The sequence below is a fragment of the Lysinibacillus sp. NPDC093216 genome, from assembly GCF_050280325.1.
Lineage (GTDB): Bacteria > Bacillota > Bacilli > Bacillales_A > Planococcaceae > Lysinibacillus.
Genome location: NZ_JBNNVB010000025.1, coordinates 36,380 through 57,741, shown reverse-complemented (window position 1 = coordinate 57,741; position 21,362 = coordinate 36,380). Strand labels below are relative to the sequence as shown.

The 21,362-nt window shown below is 37.1% G+C and carries 18 protein-coding genes and 1 pseudogene; 12 read left to right on the top strand and 7 right to left on the bottom strand.

The window, feature by feature from the left end:
• Window positions 1-4: 4 nt before the first annotated feature.
• Both ACQKOG_RS21350 and ACQKOG_RS21345 read right to left on the bottom strand, forming a co-directional pair.
• A complete protein-coding gene (locus tag ACQKOG_RS21350) occupies window positions 5-904 on the bottom strand; it encodes a 3-hydroxyacyl-CoA dehydrogenase (protein WP_427448226.1) in 900 nt (299 codons plus the stop codon).
• A gap of 468 nt (window positions 905-1,372) precedes the next feature.
• Window positions 1,373-1,537 (bottom strand): hypothetical protein, encoded by a 165-nt coding sequence (locus ACQKOG_RS21345; protein WP_370078198.1) that lies wholly within the window; start codon window positions 1,535-1,537, stop codon window positions 1,373-1,375.
• A 673-nt stretch (window positions 1,538-2,210) separates the two neighbouring features.
• On the opposite strand from ACQKOG_RS21345, the gene ACQKOG_RS21340 reads away from it, so the two are divergent.
• Entirely contained in the window at window positions 2,211-3,239 is a 1,029-nt protein-coding gene (locus ACQKOG_RS21340; protein ID WP_402869368.1) for an S-layer homology domain-containing protein, read from the top strand.
• A gap of 42 nt (window positions 3,240-3,281) precedes the next feature.
• Here ACQKOG_RS21340 and ACQKOG_RS21335 read toward each other — a convergent pair whose 3' ends face one another.
• Together ACQKOG_RS21335 and ACQKOG_RS21330 are read right to left on the bottom strand one after the other, a co-directional pair.
• Window positions 3,282-3,968, bottom strand: coding sequence for a ZIP family metal transporter (locus tag ACQKOG_RS21335; protein WP_402869535.1), 687 nt, complete (start codon window positions 3,966-3,968; stop codon window positions 3,282-3,284).
• Window positions 3,969-4,298: 330 nt separating this feature from the next.
• A complete protein-coding gene (locus ACQKOG_RS21330) occupies window positions 4,299-4,979 on the bottom strand; it encodes an NUMOD4 domain-containing protein (RefSeq protein ID WP_427448225.1) in 681 nt (226 codons plus the stop codon).
• Window positions 4,980-6,113: 1,134 nt separating this feature from the next.
• Here ACQKOG_RS21330 and ACQKOG_RS21325 point away from each other — a divergent pair.
• The 5 genes from ACQKOG_RS21325 to ACQKOG_RS21305 all read left to right on the top strand — a co-directional run bounded on the left by ACQKOG_RS21325 (window position 6,114) and on the right by ACQKOG_RS21305 (window position 11,516).
• Entirely contained in the window at window positions 6,114-6,557 is a 444-nt protein-coding gene (locus ACQKOG_RS21325) for an SACOL1771 family peroxiredoxin (protein WP_427448224.1), read from the top strand.
• A 335-nt stretch (window positions 6,558-6,892) separates the two neighbouring features.
• The gene (locus tag ACQKOG_RS21320; RefSeq protein WP_427448223.1) at window positions 6,893-7,531 is read left to right on the top strand and encodes a sugar transferase; all 639 of its coding nucleotides are present in this window, start codon (window positions 6,893-6,895) and stop codon (window positions 7,529-7,531) included.
• A gap of 571 nt (window positions 7,532-8,102) precedes the next feature.
• Window positions 8,103-9,776, top strand: coding sequence for a GNAT family N-acetyltransferase (locus ACQKOG_RS21315; protein WP_427448222.1), 1,674 nt, complete (start codon window positions 8,103-8,105; stop codon window positions 9,774-9,776).
• A complete protein-coding gene (locus ACQKOG_RS21310) occupies window positions 9,757-10,503 on the top strand; it encodes a hypothetical protein (RefSeq protein ID WP_402869358.1) in 747 nt (248 codons plus the stop codon). The genes ACQKOG_RS21315 and ACQKOG_RS21310 overlap by 20 nt, the downstream gene beginning before the upstream one ends.
• The gene (locus ACQKOG_RS21305) at window positions 10,491-11,516 is read left to right on the top strand and encodes a polysaccharide deacetylase family protein (RefSeq protein WP_370078184.1); all 1,026 of its coding nucleotides are present in this window, start codon (window positions 10,491-10,493) and stop codon (window positions 11,514-11,516) included. Before ACQKOG_RS21310 ends, ACQKOG_RS21305 begins: the two co-directional genes overlap by 13 nt.
• Window positions 11,517-11,632: 116 nt before the next feature.
• Here the strand turns inward: ACQKOG_RS21305 and ACQKOG_RS21300 are convergent, their stop codons facing one another.
• Complete coding sequence (locus ACQKOG_RS21300; RefSeq protein WP_370078182.1) at window positions 11,633-12,040, bottom strand: DUF6157 family protein; 408 nt, start codon at window positions 12,038-12,040, stop codon at window positions 11,633-11,635.
• Window positions 12,041-12,591: 551 nt separating this feature from the next.
• Here ACQKOG_RS21300 and ACQKOG_RS21295 point away from each other — a divergent pair.
• The 5 genes and pseudogenes from ACQKOG_RS21295 to spoIIP all read left to right on the top strand — a co-directional run bounded on the left by ACQKOG_RS21295 (window position 12,592) and on the right by spoIIP (window position 17,414).
• On the top strand, window positions 12,592-13,584 hold the full coding sequence (locus ACQKOG_RS21295) for an agmatinase family protein (protein WP_370078180.1): 993 nt from the start codon (window positions 12,592-12,594) through the stop codon (window positions 13,582-13,584).
• Window positions 13,585-13,810: 226 nt separating this feature from the next.
• Window positions 13,811-14,338 (top strand): annotated as a pseudogene (locus ACQKOG_RS21290) (GNAT family N-acetyltransferase); the annotation flags it as partial.
• A 230-nt stretch (window positions 14,339-14,568) separates the two neighbouring features.
• Window positions 14,569-15,456: a 5'-3' exonuclease gene (locus ACQKOG_RS21285; RefSeq protein WP_427448221.1), complete on the top strand. Its 888-nt coding sequence runs from the start codon at window positions 14,569-14,571 to the stop codon at window positions 15,454-15,456.
• Between the two features lie 523 nt (window positions 15,457-15,979).
• A complete protein-coding gene (locus tag ACQKOG_RS21280; RefSeq protein ID WP_427448220.1) occupies window positions 15,980-16,519 on the top strand; it encodes an RNA polymerase sigma factor in 540 nt (179 codons plus the stop codon).
• Window positions 16,509-17,414: a stage II sporulation protein P gene (gene spoIIP, locus ACQKOG_RS21275; protein ID WP_427448219.1), complete on the top strand. Its 906-nt coding sequence runs from the start codon at window positions 16,509-16,511 to the stop codon at window positions 17,412-17,414. Before ACQKOG_RS21280 ends, spoIIP begins: the two co-directional genes overlap by 11 nt.
• A 55-nt stretch (window positions 17,415-17,469) precedes the next feature.
• On the opposite strand, the gene ACQKOG_RS21270 is transcribed toward spoIIP, so the two are convergent.
• On the bottom strand, window positions 17,470-17,973 hold the full coding sequence (locus ACQKOG_RS21270; protein ID WP_427448217.1) for a C39 family peptidase: 504 nt from the start codon (window positions 17,971-17,973) through the stop codon (window positions 17,470-17,472).
• Window positions 17,974-18,031: 58 nt separating this feature from the next.
• Window positions 18,032-18,376: a thioredoxin family protein gene (locus ACQKOG_RS21265; protein WP_402869533.1), complete on the bottom strand. Its 345-nt coding sequence runs from the start codon at window positions 18,374-18,376 to the stop codon at window positions 18,032-18,034.
• A 364-nt stretch (window positions 18,377-18,740) separates the two neighbouring features.
• On the opposite strand from ACQKOG_RS21265, the gene ACQKOG_RS21260 reads away from it, so the two are divergent.
• A complete protein-coding gene (locus ACQKOG_RS21260; RefSeq protein ID WP_427448216.1) occupies window positions 18,741-21,125 on the top strand; it encodes a 3-hydroxyacyl-CoA dehydrogenase/enoyl-CoA hydratase family protein in 2,385 nt (794 codons plus the stop codon).
• Window positions 21,126-21,362: the final 237 nt, after the last annotated feature.

The window sequence follows — 21,362 nt, the reverse complement described above, 5'->3', positions numbered from 1 at the left end:
TATCCTAGCCTTTTAGGAAATCAGGCTTTGCGAAGTTTGGGTTTGGATATTTATAGAAGCCTTCGCCTGTTGCGCGACCTAGTTTGCCTTTATCGATATACTCTGTTTTTAAGAGATTGGCTAATTTTTTAAAGTTTTCTTCACCAGTAGCAGCGGCTTTTGCTTCTACAATGTTGAATGCAGTGTTAATACCGACAATGTCAAGGATGGCGAATGGACCTAGTGGTGCTCCTGTTCCGATCATCCATGTTTTATCGATTGTTTCTGGGTCTGCTACTTCTTTTACTAATAGTGATTCAGCAGCATCTAAAAATGGAACTAGTAAAGAATTCAAAATGTAACCTGGTTGTTCTTTATATAATGGCAGTGGAACCATGCCGATTGCACGTGCAAATTCTACGACTTCATCGAACACTTTCATATCAGTGCCTGGGTGTTTCATAATTTCGGCTGTGTTGTTTTTCCAAATCGTATTTGCAAAGTGAAGCGCTATAAACTTCTCTGGACGACCAGTTGCTTCTGCAAATTGGCTTGGTAATAACGTTGATGAGTTTGTCGCAAAGATTGTTTTAGCAGGGGCAACGTTGCCAAGGTTTGTGTAAAATTCTGTTTTAATTTTAACAACTTCAGGAATCGCCTCAATCACAAGATCAGCATTTGCAACCGCTTCTGATAAATCATTTTTAAATGATAAACGTGCATATGCAGCATCCACTTCTACTTGAGTCGCACCTAAATCTTGTTGGTATAACGGTTTTAATTTTGTGATACGATCTTGTGCATTTGTTAATGCCTCATCATTAATATCGTATACCGTTACATTAAAACCTTTAAAAGCTGATTGATAAGCAATTTGACTACCTAGAACACCGCTGCCTGCAACCGTAATATTTTGAAAATCCATCCTAAATTCCTCCCTTGAAATTGTTACATTAATATAATTGTTTGGATAGGGTATGCATCCCTTATTACAACTCCATACTACTTCTTTCGATATTGAAAAATCAAATAAAAGCCTCGATTATTATAATGATATAAAGAATCTACGCTGAATGAATTCCACCGAAAATAAAAAAAACGTCACCCGAGAGAGTGACATTTAATGTTCAAGAGCTGCTAATGCTTTGTCCATTTGGCGTTCATTATATTTTATTGCATTACTATTAGTGGATTCGAGTCCCTTAAAAGTATAATTAGAATTTTGATAAAACCCAGAGACAATATCGTTAATAGGTGTTTCTTCTTCTCCATTGTATCTATTCACTACATATGCCTTAAATATATTTCCTAGCATATATTCATCATTTTGTACATTTGCTAAATATTTTTTGTTCTTATATTCGGCTATAATGTAATCCTCGAATTCTTTGATTTAAGCCTTTGTTGCCGGATATTTTTTAGCGAAGGCATCAACTGTATCGAGCTTCTTAGAAGGAGTGCTATTAAAAGAAGCAACCTTTTCAACTTTATCCTGCCAAGTTGCATCTTCTGTTGAGTCTACTTTAGCTGCGGGTTTTTCCTTATATGTAATAGCCACATCTGATTTATTTGCTTAAGATTTAGGTGAAATATCCAAATGGGCCAACGTACAAAAAATGATAATGATAATGGGAATCGCGGTTAATTTCAGCATTTTTAGTGCTTTAATTCGATCCAACTTTATGAAATTGAATACTGCAAGAATAAGAAAGACAATCGCTATAATGATACTGATTAGAGTTATAAGTTGTAATATATTTACCAAGTACTAAAACTCTCCTTTCTTAAGATCGAAATCTTCTATTTATCAAATATTTTAATATATAGAATAAAATAGAACTATACTTAGCATTGAATTTTTTTCCACGCAAAGAAAATCCCTTGATTATTTCGCATGATTGGGTGTTGGTTATCTACTTTATACCTACTAAAGAATAAATAGGTATACTAATTTTCCTAGATAAATAAAAAGAGACATAAAGCATATTTATGATATGGTGTTTATTCTAAACGAAGAATAATTGTACATTACGTTTGATTTATTGGAAAAAGTACATGATACATTGTAGAAATTAAGTAATATACCCCCTGAGATTCTGTGGAGATTTAGTAATTTTTTACGTTAGGGGATATAGGACTTTCTTATAATTTTGAATAATTTACATATTTTTATAGATTTACTAACGGTTGTTTTAGTACACTGAATTTATGAATTGAAAGGGGCAAGTATAATGAAAAAGACGTTTTTAGCTGGCGCGCTTAGTATTGCATGTTTTACAGGAGGTTTTGGATTACAAGCAAATGCTCAAGAAACTGTAGATGTTTCTAGCATTATCCACCCAAAACATGCTGTTGCAGCGACTAAACAAGCGCAATCGATGACATACCAAGATCTTTATAAAACACTAGTAATCTCTAAATTAGCCTATGAAGATAAAGAGATGACATTAGTAACGACGAAAAATAATATGACATTAAAGATTTCGTTACAAGGACTATTGAAAACTACTGAAATGAGTGCACAAGAACAAAAAGAATTTAAAGAGGTTTTCGGTGACTCTATTCAAATGAGATTTACTCCATCTGGAAATGCATTTAAGGCGGAAGTTTATGCTGAAGGGAAATGGCAAGCTTTAGCTGATGAAGATTTGAATGATTTTATTGGATCAATTCAAGAAGAGGATTTTGACTTAAAACCAGGTGGTTACTTCACGGATACTATTGGGCATTGGGCAGAGGGACATATCCAATTATTGTTCCAATTAGACATTATTAATGGTACATCTGCTACAACATTTAATCCAAATGGACAAGTAACACGCGGACAATTAGCTACTATGATTTTCCGTGCTTCAGGATTAGATGTGAAGGAAGATTATGAAGGTCCTGCTACATATAAAGATTTGGCAAAATACCCGGGCGCGAAAGAAGTAGCGATTTTAGAGGAATATGGCCTAATCGATATTTTTGATGGTGCTAATTTTGAGCCGTATAAACCTGTTACACGTGAGGAAATGGCATTTGTAACAGCAAGATACTTAGAAGCAATGGAATTTGATGTAAGCAAGGTTAGCAAAAATAACCCATTTGCAGACAAAAACCAAATGCGTAAGGAAACTGTTGAATCAATCGGATTATTAAAGCAATTAGGTGTGATTGATGGAGCTAACGGTCAATTTAATCCAAAAGGTAATCTGTCACGTGCACAGTTCGCTAAAATCTTATCACTAACAATAATGTTAATTAGTGATGATGAATAATTAAAAGAAGAAGCAATCCACAATATTGGGTGGATTGCTTTTTTATTCGACTAGCATATGAAATACATGACTTAATAAATATCCTAATAAAATATACGCTATAAAGGATTTTCGTGATACTGAACGAATATGATGCAAAATAAATTCTGAAATACTGGCTGTTGCTATTAACCCAATCGATACGCCCATTAGTACTCCTTGTGCCTTATCAGATAACTCCCAATATTGGCCGATCTGTATAAAAATACTAAAGAAAATCGAGAATGCTACAAAATACATAAAGAGTCTCCATAGCCTTTCTCCTTGTGATAGTAATGCTGTTGATAGTGCAAAGCCTTCTGGTAGATGATGTAGAATAATGGAAGCTGTTATGGCAATACTTAATGCGGATTTCCCTAGTAACTGTCCGACAGTAAGACTCATTGGAATAGTATGGATGATTATAGCGATTGCAAGTAGTGATACAGAGGGGTTTTGTGTATGGGAAGTGTGAAATAAACTATTAAGTATTTCAAACATTAAATAGCCCATCAAAATTCCAAGTAAAAGGCCCATTGATTTGTACATGTGAAAAGAAGAAGGAATAACGTCTACTACAAGTATGCCAACTAAAAATCCTCCACTTAGTAATGATAATCCATGAGTTGTATGCTGGAATAGCCTAGAGAATACCCAAGCTAGAGCTCCTCCTATGCTAGCACTAAAAAAAAGAAAACCACCAAGTATCATTGCACTCAACTGCAAAATTCCTCCACCCTATATATTCTTTAAGCTGTTTTAAAAAATATATGCTAAGTAGAAACGAATATGATAATCGTAAGTTTTAGAAAAGGTCCATTGTATGAATTACTAAAAAGTAAGAGGTTATTTTATCGATAAATCTATTTTTGGGGGTTTTATTATCGAAATCTGTGTGATCAAACCAGAATAGATATCAATCGCAAATTATGGTAGGTTCCTTACCATAATTTAAAAATCCCCAGCGTCAATGCAACGACGCTGGGGATTTTTATAAATCAATTATGCTTCTGCAAAATTCTGTGACACTCATTAAAAGAGTTAAAAGTGTATACCTGGTTTATCGCTTAGCTTGCAGCCTGTACCATATTTCGCTTTTAAAGCACCTTTAAAATTAGTTTGTTCAAGTTCAGGGTATGCCTGTTTCCAAAGTTCAAATACATTGTGACTTGAAGCAGTACCCTCTTTTGTTAGTCGAACAATATGGAAACCATATTCATCGTTGCATCGAGCTAATGGACGATTTTCACGCACTGTAATGATTCGGCCGCTCGCTGTAACATCATATAAGCCCTCGTAACCTGAAATAGCACGTCTTTCTTCATCGAAATCAGCTGTTTTCTCTACTTTTTCTTTTTTTGCTTCTTTGACTTCGTTCTTTTCTACAGATTTAGCAGTTTCTTTAATTTCAGCTTTTTCTGCAGGCTCAACTACTTCTTTGACTTCTTCTTTCACTACAAATTCAGCCTCTTCTTTATTTGGAGTTGAAAGCTGTTCCACAATGACGAAATCCTTGTTAGAAGCTTTGTCGCTCATTGTCGCCATGACGTTCATAATAGAACCTACATAACGTACTGGTTTATCTTTGCCTTCTTCAATTACAAAAATATTATATTCGGTTTTATTTATTTTTTTCATAATAATATTTCCTGTTTTAATAGTAAAACCGATAAATTTGTTCTTTTTAAGTGCTTGTATTGCTTGTTGCTTTGTTAAAATCATTTTTTAAATCTCCTAAAGAATTGTTTTTTCTATTTTACCATAAAATCAGATTTCCTGTTTTTCTTAAATATTGGATGTTTCATTATTGCTCTGATAATACTTTATGCTGAGGGGAGAATTGCGTTTATCGCTATAGCGTGAGGGTGATTTCCGTTCTGGCTGGGCGTTTTGTAGCTGCCGCTTTGCTTTCGCTACAGAAAACATTTGTTGCTGACGCTTCGCTTTCGCGCAGAGCAGAGCTTCCTGGGGGCGTACGATGATCCCCGAGCTTGGTTAGCGGCGGAATTTCAAGTTTTAGCGGCGTTCCTTGCTTGGTTGGCGGCGGAATTTCGGGTTTTAGCGGCGTTCTTCCTTTGGTTAGCGGCGCAACTCACACTTTTAGCGGCGAATTCCAACATAAGCAGGACAATTTGACAAAACTAAAGTCAGAGTTGAAAAAACTTTGTATAGAATTTTACACAATATTAAGGGCTTGACGATCCCCAAGGAGCCGCCCACCCTCCATTTTCATAAACTTACTTTAAAAATATAGAATCTTTCGAAGGGAGAAATTAGGTTGTACGAAGAATCGTTCAAGTAACCTTGCAAACTGATTGGGCAGGTAATAGAATTGGTCGGGTAACAAGTAAACTGATCGGGTACCCCCGAAAAGTGATCGGGTAGAGCGAAGAACTGCTTAGGTAACCTCGAAAAGTGATCGGGTAGAGCAAAGAACTGCTCGGGTACCCCCGAAAAGTGATCGGGTAGAGAGAATAACTGCTCGGGTAACCCCGAAAAGTGATCGGGTAGAGTGAATAACTGCTCAGGTAACCCCAAAAAGTGATCGGGTAGAGTGAATAACTGCTCGGGTAACCCCGAAAAGTGATCGGGTAGAGAGAAGAACTGCTCGGGTACCCCAAAAAGTGATCGGGTAGAGTGAATAAATGCTCAGGTACCCCGAAAAGTGATCGGGTAGAGAGAAGAACTGCTCAGGTAACCTAGAAAACTGATCGGGTAGAGCAAAGAACTGCTTAGGTAACCTCGAAAAGTGATCGAGTAGAGCAAAGAACTGCTCGGATACCCCTGAAAACTGCTCTGGTCCCAAGGGTAAGCGCTCTAACTCGTACTCAACAAAATCAAAAGGAGGATTTATTTATGGTTCAACATTTATTTACTATGAATTTAAAATGGTCGGAGGGGAGAAATGGGACGGGTAATATTGTTGCAGACAATCTACATACGGAAATTTCTATTCCTCGAGAAATGAATGGACCGGGGATGGGGACAAATCCTGATGAAATGCTGCTTGGAGCGTCAGCAACCTGTTATTTAATTACACTGGCTACATTACTTGAAAATTCGAAGATTGTTGTGTTGGATTTGTCTATGCAAGCTGAAGGTTTTGTTGATGTCACGAACGGTGTTTTTACTTATGAGAAAATCGTACATAAGCCAAAAATTGTTGTACAAAATTTATCTGAGCGAGAACAAAAAAGAATTAATCGATTAGCTGAGAAGGCAGAACAAACATGTATGATTAGTAAGGCATTAAAAGGAAATGTTCAAATTACATGCGAAGTACAGATTATACAAGGTTAAAAAGGAACATCACCATTAATGGCTGAATATAATAATATGAGGAGTTATTCAAAAATGATTTTGAAATAACTCCTTTTTTTAATTTTAAAATGTATGCATTTTAGTAGGCAGACTGGGCGACTCATTGACTGTCGTTTGACTGTCGCTTCGCTTTCGCACAATAAACACTGTTGCCCTGACATCCTCAAGAAAACGTCTAGTCGGAACGGGAATCAACCCATGTTCTGGTGATGTCATCTTTTTCTACATATTATTATGAAATTGCTTTTTCAAAGTTCTATAAATGTCTCAAATGAATATATAAAGTTAAGTGGTAAAAAAATGCAAAGGATGATGTGTTGCACGAGCAGTCAGCTCAGACTATTAAATTTTATAGTCAGTACGGGAAAAGAATTTTTGATATTGCGGGGGCACTCCTATTACTTTTCATTACCATCCCTCTTATGTTAGTAGTATTCCTCGTTTTACTTATTAGCACAGGCCGTCCTGTTTTTTTTAAACAAATCCGTACCGGACAGGATCATCAGCGCTTTGTTATTTGGAAGCTACGGACAATGACTATACAAGCAGTTCCTGTGAATATGCCTACTATGTGTGCAGACGGAATTCCGGATGATTATTTTTTTAAAACTGAACAGGATGCACGAATCACAAAAGTTGGGGCTGTTCTTCGGAAGTTCAGTATTGATGAAATTCCGCAGCTCATTAATGTCTTAAAAGGAGATATGAGTATTGTTGGACCACGACCTGAAGTTCCAACCATCACAAATGCTTATAACACTTTACAGGCACGGCGTTTAGAAGTAAAGCCAGGTTTAACGGGGCTTGCTCAAATTAACGGCCGCTCTAATATTTCTCACGGGCAAAAAATTTCATATGATCTAGAATACGTTGATCGTCATTCCTTTTGGATGGATTTTAAAATTATCATTAAAACACTTTACGTAGTTTTAGCGAGAACAGGTGCTTATTAAAAATTAAGGAGTGCTAGGTTCTGAAGATCGCTCAGCTTATTACACGGTATGGATGAGATTGGAGGAACGCAAAAGCATGTAGAGGCACTTGCCGTAAAATTAAAGCAAGATAATAACGAGGTAACTATGGTAACAGGATTTTATGATCCGCCAATCGCGAGCTTGCATTAACGAAAAAATTGCTCCTGCACATAAAATGCAGACGATTCATAATGGCATCTACTAAATAGAGAAGCGAGTAGCACCTATTAAAGAGAATAAGGAGCATCCATTAATCGTGATGGCTGCTCGTTTTAAAGTGCCGAAAAGCCAGGATTTATTGCTAGAGGCCTTAGCGAAGCTTTCTGACGTACCTTGTAGGTGATGGCTCACTGGGCCCTAGAGAATGGATTTTTAATTAATCGAGATGATAAAGATCTACTAAATAAAAGGCTTAAACAATTATTAATGGATGAGAGTTTACGTCAAAAAATGAACGCTTTTTAAGAAAGTTAACGTTTCTACCTGTATCAGAAAACTCTGTTTATCTACGAACAGGCTGTATTAAAATCGGCTAAGAAAGGTGATTAATTTGCAATTAATTCGCATTCGAACTGATGATGAGCTTATGTGGTACAAGGATATTTGGGATGAAATTTTAGCAGCGGAGGACAATGATAATCCATTTATAGAATTTGCTTGGTTTTATAACTGGTGGCAAATTGTTGGGCGAAGAGAGCGTGTTGAGCTCTATGCTGTTGAAGAAAATGGTTCTATCATTGCCTTTTTCCCCTTTTTAGTTCGACTTCGATGGGGAATACGAATTTATGCCTTTGCGGGAGAAAATATTGCGAATTATTCAGGTGTTGTGGCGAAAAAAGAATGGCTGTTGCTCGCTACGACTTTTGTGTTTGATCAGCTCATTGAAAAGTATAAACATCTACTATTTTCGCTTCATGGATTATTGGAAAGCAAAGACTCTACAAAGGTCATTGAGCAATATTTTGTTGAAAGGCAGTTACGTCCGAGTATTTTTCGTGTAGTGACCCCGTATCTTGCCTTTCGCGATGTAGATTTTCCTAACTATTACAATCAACGTCAAAACATGCATGGTGTGGATAGAAGAGAACGGAAGCTGCGTAAATTAGGTTCATTAACGAGGAAAATACCTTCACAGGACGAGCTTTGGCAAATGTTTAGATTATTTAATCGACGATGGGCTAATAAAATAGATACAAGTGATTTTACGAAAGGTAAGAAAAAGGATTTTTTTGAACGGTTAACGCTTCTTAAAGGGGAGGCATTGCAAGTTGAGGTAGACGCACTTGTTTTTGAAGACCAATGGATTGCCTTCACCTACGGAATTTGCTGTCGTGGACGTTATGTAACTTACGCACTTGCACATGAGCCAACATTTAATTTATTTGGGCCGGATAGATTAGTGAATCAGGGAACGATCAAGCGAACGTATTCTGATAACTATCGCTTGTTCGATATGAGTATTGACTATGAGCCGTATAAGTTCGATTGGCGCTCTAATATTGATTTTACAAGACGTATGCTTGTAAGCAGTGGCACGAAGCGAGCGAAACTATTGGCGAGCTGTTATACGCTGAAGGAACGATTCAAGGAGTTTTTTAAAGGCAATCATCGTGTCGTGGAATGGAAACGTAATACTCTAGGTCAATTACGTTACTTAGTAAAGTATGGGAAAGTAAAAAATTGGCTAGAATATGGACAACTGTTCGTAGAGAAATTTATTCGTTTTAAGCAAGTGGATTTGTATGAATTATCCCCATCAGATAATGTTACACCGCAACAACCTGTAGGAGATTTGTTTGAGGAGTTGTCAATACAGGAAGCGATGCAACTCGATCAGGAAGAGATTATTTCTCTTTTTTATAAGGGATACACTATTTACAAAGATTCTTATGCAGAAACGAATAAGCCTGCGTTTGCGTTACATGCGGTGAACTGGCGTGTAGATGAATTGCAAATTGTTGAAGAATTGCCAAAGCAGACATATTTTTTAACCTATGATGTTTATAAAAATATCGATATTATCACAGCTTTTTTCCAAAAAATGAAACCTGCACAAACACTTTGGGTTACTGCAAGCTTTTGGCAATGGCGAAAGCGTAAACGATTATTGCAGCTAGGCTATAAACGTATTTCTCGAATGAAACATTTTAAATGTGCTCGTTACGGGCGAAATCATGTAGAAAAATACACAGAGAGTGGGGGCGATGTTCATTCTGTCCATTAAAAGTAAGCGATGGAATATCGCAATGCAGCATTTTTATTTTGTAGAGAAGCCAGCCAATGTTAGAAAATCAATGAAGGTTATTGGATTTACAAATTCACTTGTACCAAGCCGTAAACTTGTTAAAAGTGAAACTGTTCATATTCACCTTACAGATAGTGAGTCATCATTGTATCTTGCTCTTTCGGAAAGTAATCGAAAAATTCTTCGTCGTGCACAAAAAGAGTCCTATCAAGTTTTTATTTATAAAGAACCATCAGATGAAAATTTACGAGCCTTTCAACAGTTTTATAATAACTTCGCAAAAAGAAAAAAACTCGAGCTAATTAGTAAGTCTCAAATGGAAGCTATTACGCTTTTAAAAAATAAAGGAGCACTATGGTTGTCTGAGATTCGCAGTTTTTGTGGACAAACACTATGCTATAGACTCGATATTATATACGCTAAAAAAGCGATGTCCTATTATGTAGCGACTTGTCATTCACAATCAATGCCAGAACATTTAATAAGACCAATTCGTTATGCAAATCGTTTCTTATTATGGCACAATTTATTGCATTTAAAGGAGCAAGGCTTTGTTTTATATGATATGGGGAAGCTGACAGATGATCAAAATGTTCGTGCATTTAAGCTAGGCTTCGGTGGACAAGTCGTCGATGTATACTCTGGTTACATTACCCAATCCAAAATACGTGCACTGTTACTGGGCGTGCAAAAATGGAGGAAGTAGCAATTGAAGTAAATCGTGGAGGTCTTGTCATATCATTGGATTTTGAGCTAAATTGGGGTGTCCACGATGTATTTAAGCACGGACAATACAATAAAAATTTATATGGCGTCCGTGAATCATTACCTAAAATACTAGAGTTGTTTGAACAGTATGGCATTCATGCGACTTGGGCAACAGTGGGTCTATTGTTTGCAGAAACAAAAGCTGAAATGGCTCATTACTTAAGAGGTATTCCAATAAAATATAAAAACATGCGCTACGCAGCACATACACAACTTGCAAAAGTAGGAGAAAATGAGCAAGAGGACCTTTTGCATTTTGGCAAATCCTTAATTGAGAAAATTAAACGTACACCACATCAAGAAATAGGCAGTCATACATTTTCACATTTTTACTGTTTAGAAAATGGACAAACTGAAGCGGATTTTCGTGCAGATTTACATGCTACTGCCATGATTTGTGAAGAAAATATCGGACCGATGAAATCGATTGTCTTTCCGCGGAATCAAGTGAATGAAGCATATTTTTCAGCATGTAAGGAAGTAGGATTTGTATGCTATCGAGGAAATGAAAAACATCCGTTGTACGATCCTCAAAAATTCACGAAAAAAGGTCGACTATTAGGTGCGAAAAAATGGCTGGATAGCTATGTTAATGTAACGGGGAATCATCTAGTAACGCTAGAAGAAATGCAAAAGGATTCCTTTATTAACATTCGTTCAAGTGCATTTTTAAGGCCCTATTGTAGCCCTTTACGATTTTTTGAAGGCTTAAAAGTCCAACGTATAAAAGAGGGAATGCAAGCAGCTGCACGGTCTAAAGCTTTTTATCATTTATGGTGGCACCCTCATAATTTTGGCAAGAATATCGAAAAAAATTTAGCTATGCTTGAGGAACTTTTACAGTATTATCAGGAATTGCATAAGCAATATAACTTTCAAAGTTATACGATGTACGAGGTCGCAGTGCTTTGCCAAACTTTATACCGCAAAAGTCCGATAGGTGAAGACTAATAATCAGCGGTGGTGAAGAAAACCAAAAAAGTAGCAAACTAGAAGATTACCTAGTTCGCTACTTTTTTATTGGGGTAATGCCGAGGTATAATGATCTCGAGGCGATAAAAGAGTCGTTATTTACCGCTCCGTTTAGAACGCATACCTTTTAATAAAGTGATATTATCCGAATTGAGAAATTGCTCATACACTTCACTATTAACATCATATATTGCAAGTTTTCCTTCATCATCGTAGTGTATTCCCCACCCATATTTCTTTACCAATGGAGAAGCTCTAAAACACGCTTTAGGTTTTTGGAGAAAATGTTTTCTTAATTCATCTAATGGATCTGATTTAATTTGGTTTTTAATCAAATAAGTTTGAAATTGTACTTCTTCCTGAGTGTATTTGTAAGGGTTATTACTGATTAAGTCATATTCGATCGAAGCTATAGTAGGTTTGTTATTTCTTGGGAGAGGTGTAATAGCTGAATCAACTTCCGAATCCTCTGAAATTTTAATAAAAGTATTTTTATAACTCATTAAATCAATCCTTCCTGTAACCATTTACTTTCGTTAGCTTAATAAAAATTCGATGAAATGCACTTACCACCCATTGTTTTTAGGGTGTTGATTTTGAACCTCCATTAATTTAGTGACCTGTAAATTATTTCTACATCCGACCTCTGTTATCCTATTATTCCCATGAAAAAAACTAATATAGATGAGGTGAAACGGTGCAACTTTGTTATAAACGTATAACTTTCCGGTACATCTTTCTTACAAATCCACATATGGAGAATTTTTCAGAAATTAAGAGGGAAAATACCGAGCTTTGACGAAATTGTATGTACTAATGGTACTATTATTGTGGAAGATAAATTCACTAGGTATATTTCAGTAAACAATAAATTACATAGGGTAATTGACTTCGATTTGGCTCATCACCAAAAGTCGGGATGACAAAACGTTTGTCACGTGAATAAGTTGATATCCGTTCCGACTCGACGCCCCAGGAAAGCGCACAGCCGGAACGGAAATCAACCCTACGTTATGATAGTTATAGAAAAATAGCATGAAGGTGGTCGGTTAACATGTTTATTCAACCAGAATGGCAGTATAAGCAAGAGAATGGTTCAGCTATGCATCAATGGGTGAAGCAAAAAGAAAATCCACTTCCAAATGATGTAGATATTATTTTGTATGGTGCTTTATTATCGTATGCTAGTAAATCATCCAAAAAGGCACTGTATCCAACAGCATTTCGAAAGGCATGGCCAAGCTTTCAATCATATAATTTAGATGAGCAAGTAGATTTGCGCTCGTTAGCAGTCGTTGATGTAGGCGATGTGGCCATCCATGAGACGGATAGAATGCTTTCAGAGTCAGCTATAGAAGCCGCAGCAGAAAGCTTAAGCACCGCTTATTCTAAAAGTTTCACGTGTCTTATAGGTGGAGATCATGCGATTACAGCTTGCTCTCTTAGAGGAATAAAGAATGCTTTTCCGAAGGATCGCATAGGGATTATTCAAATTGATACGCATTTGGATGCTCGGAATCAGGAGGAAATTGGCTTAGCTATGGATTCTCCAATACAGCAGCTCATTGCAGCAGGCGTTGTAGAGGGGAAACATGTTTACAATGTCGGGTTACACGGCTTTTTTAATTCACCAGAAATGATTCACTACGCGAAAGAACAAGGAATACATATGATTACGTTAAAGCAAATGCGCCGTGACGGCATACAATTAACGATTCGTGAAATGCTTCGTCAGCTTATGTATGAGGTAGATCGTATTTATGTATCAGTAGATTTGGATGCGCTTGATATTACATTCGCCCCAGATGTACCTGCTGCAACACCAGGTGGATTAACGGCCTATGAATTATTTGATATTCTAAAGCTCATTGGGGAAAATGAAGGGGTCCGCCATATTGACTTTGTCTATGCCGATCCAAAGGAGGGGGACCTACGCCCGGAAACTGTAAAGATGGGCGTGACAGCATTTTTACAATGGCTAACAGGTATTCGACTAGATTACCGCAATCGTATTCAAAAAAATAACGTCCAAGGTGTAAGTAAATAATCAAGTAAAAGTAGATTTCTCACGTAGGTCGTGGAGTTACCTCTACATGTGATGCAATCAACTTAAAATTTTATTGCATATAAAAAGCTATCGTTTTGCATAAAGATTGACCAAAACAATAGCTTTTTTAAGTCACTCTTTTTTATAGGCTCTGTTAAGCATATTGTTGACTTCTGAAGCTTTGCTATATGTATGTTGATACAATTTAATACAAGGGGGAGCAAATATGGTTATAAAATTAGAATCCGAGCGTCTATGTATAGAACCCTTTACTAGTGATGACGCATTCAGAATTAAAGAATTGGCTAATGACAAGAGATTAGCAGATATTCTTGGGCTTCCGCACCCATATGAATTGAAGTTCGCACAAGATTGGATTGAGGTGCAGCCAGAACTTATAAAACTGGGAGTCGAATATCCTTTAGGAATTGTTTCTAAAGAATCAAGAGAAATTGTAGGTACGATTACTTTAAGAATTGATAAGGTCAACAATAGAGGTGAACTTGGCTATTGGATTGGTCAGGACTATTTGGGGAAAGGTTTTGCAACCGAAGCTGTAAATAGAATGATTCATTTTGGTTTTACCGAACTAGGTCTCAACAAAATTTGGGCATCTGCCATTTCTAGAAACAAATCATCGACTAGGGTGTTAGAAAAGTGTGGATTACGAGAAGAAGGAACACTGAGACAAAATAGACTTTTATTAGATACATATGAAGACGTTGATGTTTATGGACTTTTAAAGACAGAATACACCGCTCGGCTCTCAAATAAAATTGGCAGTGTGATGACAAAAGGAAGGCCCGTAGAAGAGTATGTCACGGAATTATGCTGAGGCATAATTAAAGTTTAGTGTACTGCATAAAATTAACACCATCTATATATTGTAGATGTTCTTATATAGTTTGCTATAATAGACAATGCTTAATAAAAGTATCATAAATGAATACAATTATTGTATTGTTATAGAGAGGACTATTTATCATGACAACAAAACCAAAACTTTTAATTGTGGATGGCATGGCGCTATTATTCCGTTCATTCTTTGCTTCGGCTGCAATGGGGCATTATATTCGCCTGGCGGATGGGACACCTTCTAACGGTGCCCAAGGCTTTGCACGTCATGTATTGACGGCACAATCTATTATGAAGCCGACCCATCTTGCTGTTTGTTGGGATATGGGTGCACATACATTCCGTAACGAATTATTTGATGGCTATAAGGCTAATCGTCCATCACCACCAGAGGAAATGCTACCGCAATTTGATATGGCGAAAAATTTATCGCAACAAATTGGTTGGCAAAATTTCGGTGTTAAAGGAATGGAGGCAGATGATTTAATTGGCTCAATGATTACAAAATTTCAGGATGAGGCTGACATTACGGTAATTAGCGGAGACAAGGATTTACTGCAGCTTTTAAGACCATCAGCGGAAATTGCTTTTACGAAAAAAGGCTACACAGAGTATGACGTTTATACGCATACACGCTTTCAAGAGGAATATGGCATCGAACCGATTCAATTTGCACAGGTTAAAGCTTTTATGGGAGATACGAGTGACGGTTATCCAGGCGTTAAAGGTATTGGACCAAAGCAGGCACTTACGTTAATTCAAACATATGGTTCTATCGAAAATGTTCTTACGTCAATAGACGAATTAAAGCCAGGTCAACGCACGAAAATTAAAGAGAATCTAGACATGCTAAAATTGTCACACGAGCTTGCAACAATTCAAACGAACGTACCGATCGAGGCAGAATTAGCGAGCTTAGTATTACCTAATTACGAGCCTCAAACGTTCAAAGAAATAGAAGAACGAGGCTACACATTAATCGCTAAACAAGCACGCTCACTGTATTCACTTATTTAACTTCTTTTAGTGGATGTCAAAACATCCGCTGAAATAAAGGAACTCAGGCTAAGATCTTCATATCCTTTGAAAACGCCTGAGTGACCAACATCATGGTCATCAACGCAGAGTATAGAAATATACTCTGTTTTTTTTATGGCTCATCACCAAAGACTGACATTTGTTAAAACATATGCCATGTACTTAGGTTGATTGGAGTGAAGGCTGGGCGACTCCTTAGGGATTAGCGTCACAGATGAGACCCTGGAGCGAGCGAAGCGAGTGAAGCGGCTCATCGGACGCCCCTAGGAAGCTCTGCTCTGCGCGAAAGCGAAGCGTCAGCGGCAAATGTTTTATCTGTGCGAAAGCGAAGCGTCAGCGGCAAATGTTTTATCTGCGCGAAAGCGAAGCGTCAGCGGCAAAGCGCCCAGCCGGAACGGAAATCAACCACACGTTATGGTGACGAATCTTTTTATATAAATTTTTGTAACCTTTTCCTAACCTCAAACGAATTATAAGCAAATAAGTAAAAGGAGGGGAACGATTGATTGATTCAAATAACTTAGAATCAAGAATAGTTGAAATCTACAATTTGTATTACTTAGACGTTTATAGATTTCTTGTTTGTTTTACGGGAAATCAAAATGATGCTGAGGATTTGACCCAAGAAGTATTCATTCGGGTATTAAAAGGTTTATCGAATTTTAATGATAAATATCATTTGAAAACATGGATTTTTTCAATCGCAAAACACGTAGCAATAGATCACTACAGAAAGAAAAGGTTTGCTTCACTATTTAAGGACGGCTTTTTTAATCAGCTATCATCGAATGAAAAGAAGCCTGATGAGGAATTTGAGGTAACAGAAATAAAACAATTTATTCATGAAGCTATTGCTAAATTAAAACCTAATTATAGAGCAGTAGTCATTCTTCGAGGTATTAATGAATTTTCCATAAACGAGACTTCGGAGATCCTTCAATGTAGTGCGGCGAAAGTAAAAGTTGATTATCACAGAGCCCTAAAAGAGCTTAAAAGAAAACTGAATATTGAAATAGAGGGGGTTTTGACAAATGCAAAATGAAAAAGACTTATTTGATATGCTGAAAGAAATGTACCCTCAACATCCTAGAAAGGAGTTTGTTTCTGCAACTGAAAGTACTCTTAGACAACGAGCACGAAGCATGGGTAAAAAAAGAATCTTCACAAAATTCTCTGTGATTACAAGCGGCGTTTTAGTTTGTGCATTTATTTTTTCATGGTTATTCTCCTTAAATGGGAGTGGCACAGTTTCAGAGGTAGCCCATAGTGATGGAGGGGCGTCATTGTCTTATGCAATGGATGAAAAGGAACCTGTAGTATATATTTATCATTCACATAATACGGAATCATTTATTCCAGAGCTTCCTGCACAAGAAATTAATCAGATGATTTATAGCGATACTAAAAATGTAACATTGCTAGGTAAAGAGTTAAGTAGAGCACTAAAGGAAATGCAAATTAATTCAGTACATGATGAGACCGATATTGCTGGAATCTTAAAAAGAAGAGGTTTAAATTATTGGGAATCATATAAAGTATCGCGGGAAAATTTACAAAAAGTTTTAGCTGAAAATGACAGTATTCGCATGGTGTTTGATATACATCGAGATTCTCAAAAAAGACGTGAATCCACAATTGAAATTAAAGGGAAGGATTACGCAAGAATTAAATTTGTCGTATCAAAAACGAGTGGAAACTATGAAACGAATAAAATATTTGCCACTCAGCTTCATGAACAACTAGAAGTATTATATCCGGGATTATCAATAGGTGTAATAGAAAAAGGGGTCGATCCCCAAAACACCTATAATCAAGAGCTCCATGATAATTCAGTATTATTAGAAGTTGGAGGTATAGAAAATACGATGGAAGAATCGTATAGAACAATGGATGTATTTGCGGAAGTTCTAAAAGTTATTATTGAGAAGAGTAAATAAGCCTTGAATTATTGATAAGAAAAGAGCGTGTCTAACATTGCAAGCACGCTCTCGTCTAGTTCGGTGTAATTTTCACGAAGCTCAATACTTTTTCATTATCTTTAAAAGGAGCCGTTCGAATTTTACTTTCACGATTAGGGCCGCCATTATCATGGAACATTAACCACAGCTCATCATTTCGTATTTCATAGCCAATGAGAGGCACCCAATGATAAGCGAAGGCAGATTTTTTATCGCGCCAATTTAGGCTAAAATATCGGTCAAAGCGGATGGCGACAGGGCGACCTGCATCGATTTCCTGCATAGCTTCCTTTAACGTACAATCACGAATATCCCATGTTGGACGGAGCCGACAAAGATTGCGAATTAGACGCCATTTAAATAACCCGATTTTTGTGCCACCGAGAAGTTTATAAAGCTCATTTACCGAAGGAGCTCGATCTTCCAAATAGTTTAAGACTACATGTACAGTTGTAGGACCACAAGCTGAATTACGGTATTTTGGTGAAATGGATGCATCATATTGAGACTTTCCGAGTAGCGACAATTGCTGGCGCATCATAATCTCCTTTTAAAAAAGAGCCGCATTTCAAAAAGAAATGCAGCTCATTTTTCCATTATTGTTGAGCAGATAAGAACTCTATAACTTGCTGAGGTGTTTTAGCATTTGCACTATGTAAGTGTGCTAATTTTTCACCGTTTTGGAAAATTAATAGGCTTGGAATACCCATTACATCATATTTGTCCGCGATTTCTGGAAGCTCATCACGGTTAAGTTCATACCAGTCAAATTGGTTGTATTCTTCGATGATTGGATCGATGAACATATTCATGCGTGTGCAATCTGGGCACCATCCAGCGTAAAATTTCACTAGAACTTTTTGATCACCTGAGATCAGTTCATTAAATTGTTCAGCAGTTGTAATTGTTTTCATTAGTATTTCACTCTCCTTGCTTTCCATTCTACACATTTTTCCCTCAACCTGAAAGTTTTCTGTTTGGAATTATCACTATCTACTTATTGTCTTATTTTCGCTCGTAAAAAACGAAAAAAGTTATATATTGCAAAAATAATTGGTGAAAAAAGATTGCTAAATCAGACAAAATAATCTAAACTAAAAACAGAAAAAGTAGTTTTATCTTTATTCAGCAGAAGATATTAACCTCTAATTCAAAATGGTTGCTGAATGAAGATAAGCCTTTGTAGTATGTCACAGATTACGCCTAAGATGATCTGGACAAAAATACACTAAGGCAAACTTGATATTTTTTTGGCCAAAAAATGAATGACTATTCATTCAATGGAAGAATAAGGGGGAATTGCTTGTGACTTACAACATTAAAAAAGCGGCTGTTCTAGGATCTGGGGTAATGGGCTCTGGAATTGCAGCACATTTAGCAAACATCGGTATTCCAACATTATTATTAGACATTGCACCGAAGGAACTAACAAAAGAGGAAGAAGCAAAAGGTCTTTCCTTAGAGCATCCTGCTGTAAGAAATCGTATTGTCAACGGAGCTCTTCAAAAGTTATTAAAGCAAAAGCCAGCACCACTTACTTCTAAGAAAAATTTATCACTACTAACGGTTGGTAACTTTGAGGACGATTTAGAGAAATTAAAAGATGTAGATTGGATTATAGAAGTTGTCGTTGAAAATTTAGCGATTAAACAAAACCTATATGAAAAAATTGATGCTGTACGTAAGCCTGGCACAATTATTAGTTCAAACACATCTGGCATAAGTATTAATGCAATGGCAGAAGGACGTTCAGAAGATTTTCAAAAGCATTTCCTTGGAACTCACTTTTTCAACCCACCACGCTATTTAAAATTACTTGAAGTCATTCCGGCAAACACAACAGCGCCAGAAGTTGTAAGCTTTATGAAAACATTTGGCGAAGATGTACTTGGAAAAGGCGTTGTACTTGCTAAAGATACACCGAACTTCATTGCCAACCGTATCGGAACGTACGGCTTACTAATTACTTTACAAGAAATGATGAAGGGTAGCTATTCGGTTGGTGAGGTGGATTCTGTAACAGGCCCACTAATCGGTCGTCCAAAATCTGCAACCTTCCGAACGTTGGATGTTGTTGGTTTAGATACATTTATTCATGTAGCGAAAAACGTTTATGATCAAACAACTGGTGAAGAGCAGCAAGTGTTTGCAGTACCAGAATTCCTACAGAAAATGGTTACAAACGGCTGGCTAGGAGCAAAATCAGGTCAAGGGTTCTTCTTAAAGCAAGGTAAAGAGATCCTTGAAATTGATCCAGACACACTAGAATATAGCCTAGCAAAAAAATTGAAAACACCTTCTATCGAGATGGCAAAACAAACTCGTGGATTAGCAAATAAAGTAAAAACACTAACATATGCAAAGGATCGTACAGGAGAGTTATTATGGGGTATCTTAGCTCCGACGCTAATTTACTCGGCACAGCTACACAGTGAAATTGCTGATGATATTGTTGCGATTGACAATGCTATGAAATGGGGCTTCGGCTGGCAGCAAGGGCCATTTGAAATATGGGATGCAATTGGCGTGAAAGAGTCCGTAGCTAAAATGGAGGCTGAAGGTCGTGAGGTGCCGGCATTTGTAAAAGATATGTTAGCAAGCGGCTTTGAAACTTTCTATTCGGAAATTGACGGCGATCTAGCTTATTATAATGGCTCTGACTACGTAAAAGTGCCAGTTAATGAAAAGGAAATTAACTTAAAACGTTATAAGAAAAAGCACGGTGTTATCAAATCAAATACAGGTGCTAGCTTAATAGATTTAGGTGACGGAATTGCCTTACTTGAATTCCATTCCCAATCAAATGCAATTGGCTTAGACATTATTCAAATGATTAACTTTGCAGTCGATGAAGTAGAAACTAACTATAAAGGCTTAGTCATCGGTAACCAAGGGAAAAACTTCTGTGTTGGTGCGAATCTAGGAATGATTTTAGTAGAAGCACAGGATGATAATATTTTTGAGCTAGATTTCGTTATTAAAGCATTCCAAGATGCAATGCAAAAGATTAAATACTCTCGCAAGCCTGTTGTAGCAGCACCTTTTGCTATGACACTTGGTGGAGGAGCAGAAGTTTGCTTACCAGCTGCACATATTCAAGCAACGATGGAAACGTATATGGGCTTAGTAGAAGTCGGCGTAGGATTAATTCCTGGCGGAGGCGGTAATAAGGCACTTTACCAAAAATTCATCAAAGGGTTACCAAATGGCGTTGAGGTAGACTATCAACATATTGCTAATAAAGTATTTGAAACAGTTGCAATGGCAAAAGTTTCGACGTCTGGCGAAGAAGCACGTGAAAATAACTTCTTAAACTTTGCTGATGGGATTTCTGTTAACCCAGATCACCAACTATACGATGCAAAGCAAGCTGCACTAGCACTTTATGAGGCAGGTTATCAAGCACCTGTACCTGCGAAAGTTCCTGTAGTCGGTGCATCAGGCTACGGTACGCTATTAATCGGTGCGCAAGGGTTGTTTGAATCAGGCTATATTAGTGAACACGATTTAAAAATCGCTAAAAAATTAGCGTATGTCATTGCTGGTGGTAAAGTTCCGTATGGCACATTAGTAGATGAACAATACCTATTAAACCTTGAGCGTGAGGCGTTCCTAAGCTTAGTTGCAGAACCTTTATCTCAACAAAGAATGCAGCACATGCTTTTAAAGGGCAAACCACTGCGTAACTGATTTTAACTTCTTTCAGCAGGAGTCTCCTAACTCTATAGGTGGTGAGATGAATGCGAATTCAAGTCACTTTTCAGCAGGTATCCAACATCCGCTGAAAGAAGTTAAAGCCTCCGGCGGATGTCACGGAATCGGAAAGGAGTTCTTTGTGCAAGCACAAAGCCGATTCCGTACGCAATTATGCCGAGGCATAATTGATAATACAAATTAACCATACTTGCACATGAAACAAAGGGGGAT